Raw genomic sequence first — 14,789 nt, forward strand, 5'->3', positions numbered from 1 at the left:
GTTAACTTTCCATATCTATCTTTTCACATCCAGATTTATCTTTCCGTCCTTGATCTCCACAATTCTGTCTGTTTTTTCGGCAATTCTTTGATCATGTGTGATTATGATAAACGTTGTTCCGTACTCCTTGTTGATGTCCCTCAACAGATCATAAATGCTTTCAGACGTATCAGAATCAAGGTTTCCTGTAGGTTCATCCGCCAGTACTATGGATGGCTTGTTTATCAAGGCCCTGGCAATTGCCGTTCTTTGCTGTTGCCCCCCTGACATTGCGTTTGCCATGTTGTTCTTGACCTTGGTAAGGCCAGTCAGTTCCAAAAGTTCATCAGCCCATTGGTCGATCTCTGTTGTTACCTGATAGTTCATGATCCTGCTGGGCATCAAGATGTTTTCCTTTGCTGTAAACTCCGGTAGAAGGTAATGAGACTGAAAAATGAATCCTATCGTTTTATTTCTAAGCTCTGCAAGCTGCACTCCATTCATGGTGTCTGTTCTCTTTTCTCTTATATATACCCTACCATTGGTTGGTTTGTCCAATGTTCCAACAATATTCAGCAAAGTACTCTTTCCACTTCCTGATTGTCCAATAATGGAGTTAAAGCTGTTCTCCTCAAAGCTGAGGTTAACGTCAAAGAGCACCTGGGTCCTTATCTTTTCTCCATAAAATTTGTCTATGCCTTCCAATCTTACTATATCAGCCATTCTTAATCACCTCGATTGGGTTAAGTCTTGAAGATATCCTTGCAGGTATAAGTGATGCTATCATGGCTGAAGCCACTGCAAACATCCCTGATAATGCTATAAACCCGTAGTTGATGTATATTGGAACAACTGGTGTTCCATCTGGATTCACCGCAAATTTGGTGAATGAGAAAAGTAAGCCGAATCCAAAGGCTATACCCATGATCGCTCCGAGTATCCCCAGCATCAGACCCTGGAATACAAATATAAGACTTGCTTCACGGTCCTTTATTCCCATTGCCTTCAATATACCCAGCTGCTTTGACCTTTGGACAACAGAAATTGCAAGGACGCTTGAAATTCCAAGAAGAACAGCAACCAGAACAAATACCTGTATCATATAGCTTGATACACTCTGTCCGTTAAGCCCGCTCAGTAAACTTTGATTCTGGTCCTTCCAGTTATCAACCTTCAGGCTGTCACCAGACAATGCATAGCTTATTTTCCCTCCAACTACATCAGCTTCAAACACCTCTGTTACCTGCATCTCGACTGAGGATACCTTGTCTCCCATACCCAAGAAATCCTGTGCAGTCTGCAGGTTTGAAATTATCCATGATTCATTTATGGAGGATACTCCAAGATCATAAAGTCCAGTCACATCAAAGCGGGCTGAACCACCTCCTGGGTTAAGAACCAGAATTCTATCACCCACCTCAATCCCTGCCAACAAGGAAAGCTCCCTGCCTATTAACACCTCGTCCTTTCTCTGGGGTAGTCTTCCCTCGAACAACCCCTCTTCGATATTGTAGATTTCGTTAGAATCCTGAATGTTAAACCCCCTAATGAGTACAGGAGCGGTATCGGTTTCGTAGTCAAGCGTAGCAGGACCATCCGCTGCAACTGATACATTTATAACTTCTGGTCTGAACAGATTAGCCTCGTAAACCGTTCTGTCCCAGTTGTCAATGAGCTTGTCCTCAGATGTGGAGGTTATTGTGACCTGGGATGAGCTGCCGATTGTTGTGTTCACAAGATTTATCTGAAGACCCTGTATCAGGGATCCTATGAACAGCTGCACGGCAACACCGATGGAAATCCCCAACACAATGAGGATGGTCTGACCTCTACCGGATTTAAGAAACCTAAGTGCTATCTTTAGGGCAAGTCTCATCTGTCCTCCCCCTTTCCAAGGGATAGGACATCCTCATAGTTCTCAATATAAAAATCTCCACCAAAATCCTCGATTGTATGAGGATTTTTCCTGAAGGCCTGGCCTCCCAGAAGAATCTGTACATCCTTGGTGCACTCAAGCCTAATTCTCTCAATAATCTTTTTTGCCTCAGACAAGAGATAGTAGTCCGTTACGCTTATACCAACATAATCTGGCTTTTCAGACTTTATTACCTCCCAAATCTGAACTCTGGGTGTGTTGCTGCCTATATAGATGACATCATATCCATTGATTTGAAAGAAATCAGCCATTATCCTAAGACCAATCTCATGGTATTCATTTTCAGGACAGGCAAGGACAATTTTCCTGTCCTTGCTTTGGGCTTTCCCAGCAAGCTTAATTACAGTTGGATATAGTGTCTCAATTATTGTTCTGATTATTGATGTCTTGACATGTTCATCCCAAATACAGCCAGGATTATCTTCAGGACAATCATCAATACTGTAAAGTGCAGGCACCAGAACATCACTGTATAGCTCAGGTATTGTTAACCTTTCTTCCTCAACCTGTTCAATTGACCAGATTACACACCTATTCTTCCAATTGTTGGAGAAAAGCTCCATAAATTCATCGTAGTATCTATTCATGACCTTCCCCCTATTCTGTTACACTCACAGCTGAACCGTCCTCAAGCTCCTGTGGTGGATTGAGAATCACCCTGTCACCCAATAGGATGCCTTCTTTGATTTCAGTCAGGTATCTGTCGGTTATACCTCTCGTAACAGGTGTCTTTACTGCAAATCCGTTCTCTATTGTAAATACGTACGAACCTGCCTGATCATCCTCCCTTATGGCTTCATTCTTTACCAATACTACATTCTCAACCATACCAGTTGTAATTTCAGCATCGGCATCAAAGCCGGACACAAGTCTGTCATCAGCTTCATTTAATGCTATTGTAACCTTAACCTTGGGTGTGCTGCTACCACTTGAAGAATCAATCTCTGCCTTGCTACCGATTTCCACAACTTGCCCACTGTATTCATTTGAAATTCCTGATACCTTAATGGTAGCATCCTGACCTGGTCGAATATTCACTGCATCCTCCTGGGTCACGGAAGCCTCAAATTTAAATCTTTCAGTGTTCTGAACCACCACTTCAGCCTCCCTGCCCACTGTCCTGTTTTCCATAAGTTCCATTGCAACCACAGTACCATCAAGGTCTGCCGTTATTCTTGTATCCTCTATTTGCTTCTCAAGCTGCTGGATATCCAAAAGCAAAGACCTTTTCTGCCTATCCAGGCTGCCAGTTGTGCTAGATGTTGTAGCTCCAAAATCGGAATACCTAAGTCTTGCATCCTCCACATTCAGCTTTGCGGATTTCATGCTTGACTCCAGGCTCTTAAGCGCATTCTCCTGATACTCATATTCTGAAAGACTGATAGCACCATTTTCATATAGAACCTTAAGGTTCCCCAGATTATCCTTTGCTGTTTCATAATCCCTTTGCACCGATGAAAGTGCCTCCTGTGCCTTCTGAAGATTGTTCTGTAGAATCTGCCTATCTGCAGATCCACCTGCCATTCTCAGATCCGCCTCCACCTGTTCAAGGTTTATTCTAAGTTTCGCCAATCTTGTCTGGAGCTCTGAAGGGTCCAGAGCAGCCAACACATCTCCCTTACTTACTCTATCCCCTTCCTTGACCATCACCTGTAGCACTTCAGTTCCAGCTGGAATCAGTATCTCCTGGATATCTTCGGAAATAATCTTTCCAGCTATATCCATGCTTTGTTGGATTGAGCCTTCCACAACCTCCATTGAACTTACCTTTACCTCCGGGGACCTGTTGATTACAAAAAAATAAATCAATGCAGCAATACCTATAATTACTCCTATTATTAGCAATCCCTTTTTCCTAGTCATGCAGTCTCTCCTCCCAATTTCTGTATAGGATAATTATACTCAAAAAAAGCTTTCATCAACCATATGATGGAAATTTTTTTGTAATATGTCCAATTAATTTATTATATAAAAGCAATAGACCACCTGGTATAAAATCCATGGTGGTCTACTCATCTGTAAATCTATAGCCAACCCCAACCTCGGTTACTATGAACCTGTGGCTGGTATTGTCCTTTTCAATTTTCCTTCTCAGGTTTGCCATTATAACCCTCAAGCTTTTAGTGTCATTTTCCCCAGAATATCCCCACACGTGCCTTATTATATAGTTATGGGTCAAAACCTTCCCCCGGTTGTCTATAAGTAATCTGAGAAGCTTGTATTCAAGAGGCGTAAGGTGAATATCCTCACCATGAATCTGAACCTTTCGCTTTTCAAAGTCAACCATGAGATAATCACACTGGAAAATTACCGGATCATCAACTCCTAAGTTTGATATGAACCTTTCAATAACTCTGATCCTAGCCATCAATTCTCCCATAAAAAAGGGCTTGGTAACATAATCACTGGCTCCAAGATCAAGGGCTTCAATCTTATCCCTCTCAAGACCTCTTGCAGAAACAACAATTATGGGAATGTTGCTGAATTCTCTCAGATCCCTGATAATCTCAAGACCATCCCTGTCGGGCAAGCCTAGATCGAGTATTATGATCTCAGGTTTGTATGATGAGAACTTAAAGAGTCCGTCCGCTGCTGAATTGGCAGTAATTACCTCGTAATCATCCTTCTTAAGGGAAACCTCAATGAAGTTGGATATGTATTTGTCATCCTCAATAATTAAAATTCTGGAATTTTTCATCTCTCTTCCTCCTTGGCGGGAAGGGTGAATATAAATCTTGATCCTGTGGGCTTATTCTCTTCAGTGTATATTTTGCCTCCATGAGCCTCAACAATTGCCTTGCAAATGGATAGCCCCAGTCCAATACCTCTCTTGCCATCAGTTATTCCCTTGTCCAATGTGACAAATCTATCAAAAATACTGTTCTTGATGCTCCTGTCAACACCTTCACCTGTATCGCTGACTATGAATTCAACATATCCATCATCCAGCTCAACCTCCAATGCAATGGAGCTTTCCTTTGGGGTATGCCTTACAGCGTTCTCAAGGAGATTTACAATAACCTGAACGATTAGCTTCCCATCCATTGGTACGGAAATAACATCTGTGGGGAGGGCGACCTGAAAATCCCTATCCCTTAGAATAGTCTTTGTCCTGGATACGGCTTCACTGATCACATCATCAACAACTTCATCTTCCTTCTTGAGAATCAGCTGATCATTGTTGATTCTCGTCATGTTCAAAATGTTTTCAACCAGGTTGGTCAGCCACCCGATTTCCTCGCTTATGTCTGTTGCCAGCTGTTTCTTTTCCTTATCATCAAGCTGTTCAAAATTCTCAGCCAGTAGGTTTCCGGCACCTGAAAGTGCTGTAAGTGGAGTTCTAAGGTCGTGGGATACGGATCTCAGAAGATTTGCCCTAAGTCTTTCCTTCTCCATGGCAACCTTAATCTGTTCCCTTTCCAGGTAGAGTCTCTCACCCTCCAATGCAATTCCAAGCTGTGTCGCAATCGACTGGATTATTATCTCAGTTTGGCTGTCCTCTATGCTGTCATGCCCAGCTATTCTGATTTTACCCAGTATCCCTTCAGAACCCTTAATTGGAAAATCCTTGTTCACACCTATGGCATTCTCCTGATAATTCATTTCATCATATATTATTACTTCACTCTCAAGGCCTGTGTAGCTTTGGACAAAATACCTGGCCCTGTTTATTATGTCAGATTCACCGCTGATGGCAATAAATCCTGATGCAATCCTATAGAGAACCTGTGTAGTCCTTTCGTTCTTTTCAGCAAGCTCAATCTGCTGCTGCAGCCTTGAAGTGATGGTTCCAGATACAACGGCAGTGATCAGAAAGAACAACAGCAGAATAAGGTCTCCGCTGTCATATATTACAAAGGTAAATCTAGGCTCAGTGAACAAGAAGTTCATAACCATCATGCTGATTACGGAAGCTATTATCCCCCACATTGAGCTGCTTGTTACGATTGTCGAGAAAATTACTCCCAGTAAAAATAGCATTATTATGCTCTCCTTGGCAACTCCAAGGTAGCTTATTCCCAGGGAACCTATCACTGCTATCCCTATTATTATTGTAGTTTTCATCCAGCTGCTATAGTGCCTTGCTCTTCCAGGCAATACCATAATTACAACACCTCAATTACAGTATACCACCAATCTATTTCTTTTCCATCAATCTGATGATATCTTTTTTGCTGCCTGCAATCAGGATGTGTTCGTCTCCTGTAAATGTATAGCCTGCATCTATCATCGGTGTAACATGACTATTAATCTTAAAGCCTATTACATTGACATTGTAGACAGACCTGACACTAAGCTCTGTAATTGTCTTTTCCTTCCAGCTGTCAGGAACAAGGATCTCTGATATTGCATATTCCTCTGTCAGCTCTATATAGTCAAGTGCAAGGCTGGAGCTGTATTTTACAGCAGTTCTCTGGGCCATATCCCTTTCGGGGTAAACAACATCATCTGCACCTATTTTCAGCAAAAATTTTGCATGTATATCCCTGTCGGTCTTTGAAATAACATAGGGTGCCCCAAGATCCTTAAGGAGGGATGTAATTTCAAGGGATGACTGGAAGTTTTCGCTTATGCATACAAAACAGATATCAAAATTGCTGACTCCAAGAGACCTTAAAACGTCCTCATCCTTGCAATCTCCTATCTGTGCTTTGGTTACAAGATGGGCAATCTTGTCAACAGACTCCTCATCAGTATCCACCACCATTACCTCGTTTCCCAGCTCCGCAAGCTTTACTGCAAGATGGGTACCAAATCTGCCTAGTCCTATTACCATCATCGACTTCATAAAAACACTCCTATCCGATAATTATTTTTTCCATTGGGTTCTTTATCTTTCTGATATTTCTCTTTTCAGTCACAGCCATGAATACCGTCAAGCTTCCCAGCCTTCCGGTGTACATAAGAATTACTACAATAATCCTTGAAAAAGTTGAAAGCTCCCTGGTTATACCTGTTGAAAGTCCCACGGTACCTATGGCTGACAGTGTTTCAAAAAGAGCCTCCTTCATGGGTATTCCCTGGTTTGCTACAATCAGAAAACACCCAACAATAACCAGAATCGAATAATAGGTTACACTGAAGTATGCCCTCTTTACAACTCTTGCATCCAGTCTTCTGTTAAATACATTCACATCATCGCATTTTCTGAAATGGGTTATGACAGATAGTACTACAACAACAAAGGTGGTTATCTTAATTCCCCCGGCAGTTGATCCCGGACTTGCTCCGATGAACATGAGGAACATCGTAAGCATTGTACCTGCCTCGCTCAACGCTCCTGTATCGGTTGTGTTGAAACCTGCAGTTCTTGGAGTGACAGAATGGAAGAATGCCGCAAGTATTCGTTCTCCTGTCCTCATTCCGCTTAAGGTTGCATCCTTTTCAATCAATAGAAATAGCGTTGTGGAAATCATTATCATGACCAAGGTTGATACCAATACGGTTTTTGTATGAAGATTGTATTTCCTAAACTTGAACCTGTGTACAAACAGATCCTCCCAGATTACAAATCCGATTCCTCCTGTTACTATCAAGGTCATGACTGTTATGTTTACTGCTATGTCGGATGAAAAACCTGTAAGACTGGAGTAAGGTTCCATGCTTCCCATAAGATCAAAACCTGCGTTGCAGAATGCGGATACCGAGTGGAAGATTCCAAACCAAATTGCACGGGAGTCACCAAAGACCCCATAAAACCTTATAGCAAGAACAATGGCACCAATTAATTCAAAGATCAAAGTTCCTATGAGAATATGCTTTACAAGCCTTACCACTCCACTTATCTGCAGGGAATTTACAGCTTCCATGGCAAAGGATCTTTCCCTAAGGCCAATTCTCTTGCCCAGTACCATCGAAAACAGGATAGCTATGGTCATAAATCCCAACCCGCCTATCTGAATCAGTATAAGGATAACCACCTGCCCAAAAATAGTGAACTGTGACCAAGTGTCATATACAACTAGACCTGTAACGCATGTGGCTGATGTTGATGTAAATAGAGCATCAAGAAACGGTAAAAACTCACCACTCTTGTTGGCTATCGGCAGCATCAGAAGAAGTGCTCCTGTGAGAATAATAACTACAAAGCCCACAGCCAGTGTTTGTTTTGCTCCAAGTCTGGTGAATCTAGTCATTGAAATTCACCTCCTGGAGGGATTCCGCTATATTCCCCACAACCACCTTTCCTTTTATAACCCTGTCCACCCCAGCTTTTTTGTACAGCTCAGTAAAAATATTGTCATTTACCTTAGCTACAATCCAGGCTTCATTTTTCTTCCTTCTGATGAGCTTGCTGAAAAATATGTTTTCGGCATCGTCAGATGATAGTGCAAAAAACATATTGAACTCAAGGTTTTCGGGAATAATGGTATTATCAGTAATGTAATATGAGCATTTTAGCTCCTCGAACATTTCACAGAAGATATTTTCTGACTCAGGATCGGAAAATATCAATACAGACCTTCTATCTATGGGTATCTCATGGGTGATCTCCGTGTTCCTAACCAGAAGCATATCTATCCTATCCATAAGAAAGTATCCAATAATCATCAAGGTAACTATTCCAATCAATAACATGATTTCCACCTTCAATACCTCCCCTCATTTAAATAATATCCCAGAAGGTATTAAAATGGTGTTTACATTCCCCATGTGGTGTTATTTTTGTGCAAAGAAAAGAGATATCCCCCATTTGGAGAATATCCCAGATTAATCACTACCCTTATCTAACTTCAATTATCTCAAGGTTTTCATCCACTTCCACAGTCAATACCCTAACATCAATTGCTGATTCTTTTTCTTCCCAACTTCTGTAGTATAAGAAGGTTATTTCTTCAACGCCCTCACCCTCAGGCACAAATACCCAGGTGCGTTCTCCACCAGAGCCCACTACGTCAGCAGATACGGCATATGGCGTAAATTCATCTGTATCAATTTCAAGGATGTCTCCTTCCTTGAACTGGACAACCCAGCCATAGCCGGTTGTAGGATTTTCATGTAGTGTCACCGTAAGCATATCCGGCTCATAGGAATACTCCGTAGGTGCTGCCTTAAGCATCATCATTACCCTGTTCATCATGGCTGCCGCTTCAGCTCTTGTCAGTCTCTTCTGAGGCATGAAATTTCCTTCATTTCCCTGAATTACTCCCAGTGCTCTCAGTCTGTAGATATACCCAAGCTCTGCAGGAGGTATGGCTTCATCATCAAGGAAAACCACTGTTCCTTCAGGAGGTTCTTCGTACTCAATCCCCATTGCCTTTGCAAGCATGACTGCAAACTGAAGCCTGTTCAATTGGCTTTCTCCATATAGATGACTCTGAGTAGCAATTGCAAGGGCAATTTCTTCACGAAGCTGCTCTCTTGCCCACTGAGGGACCATGTCCCAATCAATGTCTTCAGGGTCTGGTTCTCCAGGCATTCCTGCGGAAATTTTACTCATCATTCTTGTAAGCATAAGGATTCCCTCTGTCCCTGAGATAATTCCCTCGGGTCTGAAGCTGCCGTCAGGATATCCATTTACAAAGCCCCAGCTGTAGGATTGTCCCACTTCTTCTCTAGACCAGTGATTCTCAAGATCCATAAACCTGTTTTCTGTCTGCTCCTGGGTACGTAACCTCATCTGCTCCAGGGCTGAACCGTCTATCCTTAGTCTGTTGTTTATCTCCAGTCTTATCTGCTCCTGTTCAGCTTCATTGATATTGGTCTGAACCCTGTCTCGATCCTGTATCTGATTCTGATTCATTGGCTGCTCCATTGCCCCCATGGCAGGGACTGCTACCATAAGAATGCTAAGGATTACAGCTACCATAGTCCTTGCTTTCATTCAAACTCTCCCCTTTCATACAAAAAACCGACCTGGCATGGTCGGTTACGCTACTGGCTCCTGCAGGGATTAGGCGTCCATTTTTACCCTGCATTCAAAGCCCCGATTTTATCTCTATCCATATATAATATACCCAAAACAGTCACCCATATTATTACATTTAGATTTCATAGATTCCATCTCAGCCCTTATATATCCAACCCTGGTCGTTATGATAGATCATTAGCCTTGTCATACCCCCATCTATTGTTATATTCTCACCCGTTATAAAGCTGGCTGCATCACTGCAAAGATACATTGCCATATTGGAAATATCCTCAGATTTCCCAACCCTGCCAGCTGGATGCTGAGAGTTGTTTGATCCTGAATACTCCACATCACCGGTTTCAATCCACCCGGGGCTTATGGAATTGACCCGTACTCTTCCAGACAGGCTCACGGCGAGTCCATGGGTTAAGGCTGCGATGCCACCCTTGGCTGCAGTGTAGCTTTCAGTATCTCTCTGACTCATCCTGTCCCTTGTTGATGATATATTTACAATTGCGCCCTTCTCAGTAAAATGGTCCTGAAATAGCTTTGCAAGCATAAATGGTGCAGTGACCCCAGTTCTAAGCACATAGTTGAAGTCTTCATAGTCACAGCTGAATATGCCTCCCCTTGAAAGGCAGGCGTTGTTTATAAGGAAATCGATTCTTCCATGATCTTTGATCACCCTAGCTGCGAAGTCCCTCAGAACAGACTCTTTGGAGATATCCCCAATAAAATAATCATTCTCTTCCTTGTCAACTATACAGACCTTGGCTCCCCTATCCCTGAAATCCTCTGCAATTTTCTTTCCAATGCCATTTGCTCCACCTGTAATAACAACAACTTTATCCTTGAACATAGATACCTCCAATTCTGATTGAATAATTGATGCATCCTTTCCCGTTTACTTTTACCCCTTATCTATCAAATGAAAAAATAATCTGCCCAATTGACGGCAGATTATCTACTATTGTGGTCGGAGTGAGAGGATTTGAACCTCCGGCCCCATGCTCCCGAAGCATGTGCGCTACCAAACTGCGCTACACCCCGAATACCATAATTATAGTACTGATTTTTCCCGTAATCAATAGTAACTTATCCAGCCTTTCATTCACCCATTTTCTCTGCATTTAGATATAAAGCCTCAACTTCAGCCTTTGGTACCAGTGCATTGAGAAGATATGCGATGATTATTATGCCAGGAATGTTTACAAGCAGCCTTGTAATGGCAAAGGGTGCTCCCAGAGCTGATAGTTCAAAAAGAAACATTGGAATCTTTGTTGTTGACCAAGCACCTATAAAAATCAGTATATTGCTGAATTTAACGCCCTTTCTCATGAAAACAGCCGCCACGGGGAATGCTCCATACAAAGGACCCGCTGCTGCTGAACCAATAAAGAAGGCCAATAGGATCCCCTTTAATCCAGAACCATCTCCCATGTACTTAACCATTGTATCCTTTGGAACCCAGGTATCAAGTAGTCCCAAAAGCACAAATATGGGGGGGATTATAAACAACATTTCCTTTATGGTCATCATGGTCGTATCAATAGCCCGGTTTCCAAGGTCCCCATCAACGGCTGTCACAGCTCCCATTACCACCAATGACAGCAAAAACCATCTGTACCTAATAATTACTTTAATCATACCAAGTTCACCACCAGACTGATTGCATATGCGACTATGTATGAAAACACAAATGCCATTGCATTTCGGTACAATGTAATCCTACCGCCAAAATACTTAACCTCCACAGGCATGGTAACAATACCCACCATCATAAGGGTGGAAACGAATGCACCTATCTGCATGTAGCCTGCTCCCCCCTGAAGCAAAAGATCTGCGGTGGGGAATGCGACGAAGCCTGGGATAAGTGTGACTGAACCTACAATGGAGGCAAGCACAACTCCAAGCCATCCTGAGTCTTCACCTATGACCTTGACTATCAAATCGGGATCAAGTATTGCCATCATAAGGCCTACCATAATAATCACTACCAGAAATTCAGGAAGGATGTTTTCAAATGCCTTCCAGGCCTTGGAAAGTGATTTCTTTGTCTTGTTCCTATCCTTGACATATGAATATATTAAAAATATCATTGTCAGCAAATAAAGCAACCAATTCATCTTGCACCTCTTTTCTCGTAATGTATCACTTAAATAGAATACCATATGTGGGTATACGTGTTAACAAAAAATCAGCAGACAGTTATGCCTGCTGAAATGTCTATACGTAAAACAGGTTCTCGCTTGGATACACAGGATCACAGGTTACATCCACACCCAATCTCCTTAATATCTGCTCATCGTTATCATTTAACATCACTGTGGAGTGCGCCTGAGCACCCTTCAGATCCTGCAGCTTGTCCATGGCAAGCTGTGCAGTTGGGTTTGTCACTGCTCCAATGCTAAGGGCTATAAGGGCTTCATTCGCATCAAGGGTACCAACCTTTCCCTTGAGGCTATCCATCTTAAGCTTCTGAATTGTATCTATTATCAATGGTGAAAGAAGAAGTATCTCATCCCCGATATTTGCCAGGGTCTTGATTGAATTAAGTATTGCGGCTGATGTTGCATCAAGAAGCTGCGAGCCTCTTCCAGTGATTATTCTACCATCATTAAGTTCAATTGCAATGACTGGAGGTACGTCATTGTTCTCCTCTTTTTCCTTCAGCCTCTGTGAGTATTCCCTGGCAGGACCTACTGCAGCCCTGTCCTCACGCTTAAGCTCAAGCTCCTCCATGATTATTCTCATTCTGTTGAGGGTCTCCTCATCAGCCTGACCCTTTTTGTAATCACACTCAGTGGCAAAGCTTCTTCTAATTATTTCCTGCTTTGATGCATCTCTCACCACCTGGTCATCTACGATGCCAAATCCAATCCTGTTAACTCCCATATCAGTTGGGGAGTGGTAGATTGATTCCTTGCCTGTGATCCTCTCAATTATTCTCTTTATTACAGGGAACATTTCAAGGTCCCTGTTGTAGTTCACGGCAACCTCGTTGTATCTTTCAAAATGAAAGTAATCCATCATGTTTACATCCTTAAGGTCCACTGTTGCAGCCTCATAGGCAATATTTAGAGGGTGCTTGAGGGGAACGTTCCATACAGGGAATGTCTCAAACTTGGAATAGCCTGCGACCTTGTTCATCTTGTGCTCATGATAAAGCTGGTTCAGACAGGTAGCCAGTTTTCCACTTCCAGGCCCTGGGGCAGTGACGACAACTATTGGCATGGTTGTTTCGATATACGGATTCAGCCCATACCCCTCTTCGCTTACTATTGCATCTACATCCGAAGGATAACCAGGTATGGCAGAGTGTGTATAAACCTTTATGCCCCTTCTCTCCAGCTTAGTAATAAACTGCTTTGCCGTAGGTTGACCGTTGTATCTTGTTATCACAACACTATTGACATGAAGCTGGTATTCTCTCAATTCATCAATCTGCTTCAATACATCCATGTCATAGGAAATCCCATAATCTCCCCTGATTTTGTTTCTTTCTATATCTCCAGCATAAACGCAGATAATGATTTCAGCCTTGTCCTTCAGCTTGTGAAGGAGTTTAATCTTGGCATCGGCATCAAATCCTGGCAGGACCCTTTGCGCGTGAAGATCCCCAATAAGCTTCCCACCAAATTCAAGATACAGCTTGTCAAAGTTGTTGACTCTCTCGAGTATGAACTTCGACTGCTCTTCTATATACTTCTGAGGGTCAAATCCAATTTTTCTCATATATCTGCTCCTTTTTCTCTAGTTTTCCATTAAACATACATCAGTAATTATAACACAATGAAGGGAGAATTTACAGGTCCCAAAAACGGTTCCAAAATTCTCCCCATATGTCTCAAACCCAGTTATTATAAGACTTTTAAAAATTTGTTCAAAAAACACCAACAAATTTCTACAGTTTATTTATATCCTTAACCAACCTTCTCACATTGGCCTCGTCTGTTGTCCAGCTTGTACAGAACCTTACCGCGCTTCTTTCTTCATCAACCCCAGCCCAGTGCTGGAAGGAATAGTCCTCCGACAGCTTTTCAATCTGCTGGTGGGTCAGTATGGGGAACTGCTGGTTTGTTGGTGAATCATACAGAAAGTCTATCCCTTTCTCCCTAAAGGCATCTCGAATCATCATGGCTGTCTTGATTGCATTCTTAGATATTTCAAAGTACAGTCCATCCCTGAACAACGCTTCAAACTGAATTCCCAACAGCCTTCCCTTGGCAAGCATGCCTCCACGCTGCTTAATGTTGTATCTGAAATCTTTCTTAAGATTCTCATTCCTTATTACAATAGCCTCCCCAAAGAGAGCGCCCACCTTTGTACCTCCTATGTAAAATACATCACACAGTCTGCTTATTTCAGGCAGTGTAAGGTCATTTCCATCTGCCATAAGTCCATAGCCCATTCTGGCGCCATCCATAAAAAGCGGAAGCTTAAGGTTCTGACAGACCTTGCTTATTTCCTCCAGTTCCTTCTTTGAATATATTGTCCCGTTTTCCGTTGGGTGAGAAATGTAGACCATACCAGGCTGGACCATATGCTCATGTGTGGCATCGTTCCAGTGGCTGTCATATGCCTCCCTAACCTGGTTGGCAGTAAGCTTTCCATCATCACTGTGGAGGGAAATGACCCTATGGCCTGTGGCTTCAATTGCTCCAGTCTCGTGAACGTTTATATGTCCAGTGTTGGCTGAAATGACTCCCTGATATGGCTTAAGTATGGACGCAATAACTGTTGTATTTGCTTGTGTGCCACCAACAAGGAAATGAACGTCCAGACTATCATCCTGACAGTACCCTTTTATGTATTCTCTTGCATTTTCACAGTGGTAATCAACACCATAGCCTGAGGTCTGCTCCATATTGGTTTCAAGAAGCAGGTCCAAAATACTCTGATGCGCACCTTCTGAATAATCGCTTTCAAATCTGATCATATTTTTTCCCCCAATCCTATTATCTCTATATATACTATATCACACAGATATCCTCCAGGTGCCCAAAATTAGTAATCCCGGAC

General features: G+C 42.5%; 15 protein-coding genes and 1 tRNA gene. All 16 read right to left on the reverse strand.

What is annotated here, in order from left to right; genetic code table 11:
• Window positions 1-15 precede the first annotated feature (15 nt).
• Complete coding sequence (locus ACKVDP_RS08150; protein ID WP_409228318.1) at window positions 16-702, reverse strand: ABC transporter ATP-binding protein; 687 nt, start codon at window positions 700-702, stop codon at window positions 16-18.
• A complete protein-coding gene (locus tag ACKVDP_RS08155; RefSeq protein WP_409228320.1) occupies window positions 695-1,855 on the reverse strand; it encodes an ABC transporter permease in 1,161 nt (386 codons plus the stop codon). Before ACKVDP_RS08155 ends, ACKVDP_RS08150 begins: the two co-directional genes overlap by 8 nt.
• Window positions 1,852-2,502, reverse strand: a complete 651-nt coding sequence (locus tag ACKVDP_RS08160) for a cobalamin B12-binding domain-containing protein (RefSeq protein ID WP_409228321.1) — start codon at window positions 2,500-2,502, stop codon at window positions 1,852-1,854. Before ACKVDP_RS08160 ends, ACKVDP_RS08155 begins: the two co-directional genes overlap by 4 nt.
• Before the next feature lie 10 nt (window positions 2,503-2,512).
• Window positions 2,513-3,778, reverse strand: a complete 1,266-nt coding sequence (locus ACKVDP_RS08165) for an efflux RND transporter periplasmic adaptor subunit (protein WP_409228322.1) — start codon at window positions 3,776-3,778, stop codon at window positions 2,513-2,515.
• Window positions 3,779-3,923: 145 nt separating this feature from the next.
• On the reverse strand, window positions 3,924-4,613 hold the full coding sequence (locus ACKVDP_RS08170) for a response regulator (protein WP_409228323.1): 690 nt from the start codon (window positions 4,611-4,613) through the stop codon (window positions 3,924-3,926).
• Window positions 4,610-6,019 carry a sensor histidine kinase gene (locus ACKVDP_RS08175; RefSeq protein ID WP_409228324.1) on the reverse strand — a complete coding sequence of 470 codons (1,410 nt, stop codon included), beginning with the start codon at window positions 6,017-6,019 and terminating at the stop codon, window positions 4,610-4,612. Before ACKVDP_RS08175 ends, ACKVDP_RS08170 begins: the two co-directional genes overlap by 4 nt.
• A gap of 34 nt (window positions 6,020-6,053) precedes the next feature.
• Window positions 6,054-6,704 carry a potassium channel family protein gene (locus ACKVDP_RS08180; RefSeq protein WP_409228325.1) on the reverse strand — a complete coding sequence of 217 codons (651 nt, stop codon included), beginning with the start codon at window positions 6,702-6,704 and terminating at the stop codon, window positions 6,054-6,056.
• Between the two features lie 10 nt (window positions 6,705-6,714).
• Window positions 6,715-8,052, reverse strand: coding sequence for a TrkH family potassium uptake protein (locus tag ACKVDP_RS08185; RefSeq protein ID WP_409228326.1), 1,338 nt, complete (start codon window positions 8,050-8,052; stop codon window positions 6,715-6,717).
• Window positions 8,045-8,494, reverse strand: a complete 450-nt coding sequence (locus ACKVDP_RS08190; RefSeq protein ID WP_409228351.1) for an NAD-binding protein — start codon at window positions 8,492-8,494, stop codon at window positions 8,045-8,047. The genes ACKVDP_RS08185 and ACKVDP_RS08190 overlap by 8 nt, the downstream gene beginning before the upstream one ends.
• A gap of 145 nt (window positions 8,495-8,639) precedes the next feature.
• The gene (locus ACKVDP_RS08195) at window positions 8,640-9,740 is read right to left on the reverse strand and encodes a protease inhibitor I42 family protein (RefSeq protein ID WP_409228327.1); all 1,101 of its coding nucleotides are present in this window, start codon (window positions 9,738-9,740) and stop codon (window positions 8,640-8,642) included.
• Between the two features lie 181 nt (window positions 9,741-9,921).
• Entirely contained in the window at window positions 9,922-10,626 is a 705-nt protein-coding gene (locus ACKVDP_RS08200; RefSeq protein WP_409228328.1) for an SDR family oxidoreductase, read from the reverse strand.
• A 114-nt stretch (window positions 10,627-10,740) separates the two neighbouring features.
• A tRNA-Pro gene (locus ACKVDP_RS08205) sits at window positions 10,741-10,817 on the reverse strand.
• A gap of 57 nt (window positions 10,818-10,874) precedes the next feature.
• Window positions 10,875-11,414: a permease gene (locus ACKVDP_RS08210; RefSeq protein WP_409228329.1), complete on the reverse strand. Its 540-nt coding sequence runs from the start codon at window positions 11,412-11,414 to the stop codon at window positions 10,875-10,877.
• Complete coding sequence (locus tag ACKVDP_RS08215; RefSeq protein ID WP_409228330.1) at window positions 11,411-11,893, reverse strand: hypothetical protein; 483 nt, start codon at window positions 11,891-11,893, stop codon at window positions 11,411-11,413. The genes ACKVDP_RS08210 and ACKVDP_RS08215 overlap by 4 nt, the downstream gene beginning before the upstream one ends.
• Window positions 11,894-11,993: 100 nt before the next feature.
• Window positions 11,994-13,502: a DUF1846 domain-containing protein gene (locus tag ACKVDP_RS08220; protein ID WP_409228331.1), complete on the reverse strand. Its 1,509-nt coding sequence runs from the start codon at window positions 13,500-13,502 to the stop codon at window positions 11,994-11,996.
• A 169-nt stretch (window positions 13,503-13,671) separates the two neighbouring features.
• Complete coding sequence (locus ACKVDP_RS08225) at window positions 13,672-14,706, reverse strand: threonine aldolase family protein (protein WP_409228332.1); 1,035 nt, start codon at window positions 14,704-14,706, stop codon at window positions 13,672-13,674.
• Window positions 14,707-14,789: the final 83 nt, after the last annotated feature.

The organism is Gudongella ferriphila, from assembly GCF_046224405.1.
GTDB lineage: Bacteria > Bacillota > Clostridia > Tissierellales > Tissierellaceae > Gudongella.

Coding starts and splice junctions, on each gene's coding strand:
- ACKVDP_RS08150 (WP_409228318.1), bottom strand. CDS start 702: ATGGCTGATATAGTAAGATTGGAAGGCATAGACAAATTTTATGGAGAA.
- ACKVDP_RS08155 (WP_409228320.1), bottom strand. CDS start 1,855: ATGAGACTTGCCCTAAAGATAGCACTTAGGTTTCTTAAATCCGGTAGA.
- ACKVDP_RS08160 (WP_409228321.1), bottom strand. CDS start 2,502: ATGAATAGATACTACGATGAATTTATGGAGCTTTTCTCCAACAATTGG.
- ACKVDP_RS08165 (WP_409228322.1), bottom strand. CDS start 3,778: ATGACTAGGAAAAAGGGATTGCTAATAATAGGAGTAATTATAGGTATT.
- ACKVDP_RS08170 (WP_409228323.1), bottom strand. CDS start 4,613: ATGAAAAATTCCAGAATTTTAATTATTGAGGATGACAAATACATATCC.
- ACKVDP_RS08175 (WP_409228324.1), bottom strand. CDS start 6,019: ATGGTATTGCCTGGAAGAGCAAGGCACTATAGCAGCTGGATGAAAACT.
- ACKVDP_RS08180 (WP_409228325.1), bottom strand. CDS start 6,704: ATGAAGTCGATGATGGTAATAGGACTAGGCAGATTTGGTACCCATCTT.
- ACKVDP_RS08185 (WP_409228326.1), bottom strand. CDS start 8,052: ATGACTAGATTCACCAGACTTGGAGCAAAACAAACACTGGCTGTGGGC.
- ACKVDP_RS08190 (WP_409228351.1), bottom strand. CDS start 8,494: ATGTTATTGATTGGAATAGTTACCTTGATGATTATTGGATACTTTCTT.
- ACKVDP_RS08195 (WP_409228327.1), bottom strand. CDS start 9,740: ATGAAAGCAAGGACTATGGTAGCTGTAATCCTTAGCATTCTTATGGTA.
- ACKVDP_RS08200 (WP_409228328.1), bottom strand. CDS start 10,626: ATGTTCAAGGATAAAGTTGTTGTTATTACAGGTGGAGCAAATGGCATT.
- ACKVDP_RS08210 (WP_409228329.1), bottom strand. CDS start 11,414: ATGATTAAAGTAATTATTAGGTACAGATGGTTTTTGCTGTCATTGGTG.
- ACKVDP_RS08215 (WP_409228330.1), bottom strand. CDS start 11,893: ATGAATTGGTTGCTTTATTTGCTGACAATGATATTTTTAATATATTCA.
- ACKVDP_RS08220 (WP_409228331.1), bottom strand. CDS start 13,502: ATGAGAAAAATTGGATTTGACCCTCAGAAGTATATAGAAGAGCAGTCG.
- ACKVDP_RS08225 (WP_409228332.1), bottom strand. CDS start 14,706: ATGATCAGATTTGAAAGCGATTATTCAGAAGGTGCGCATCAGAGTATT.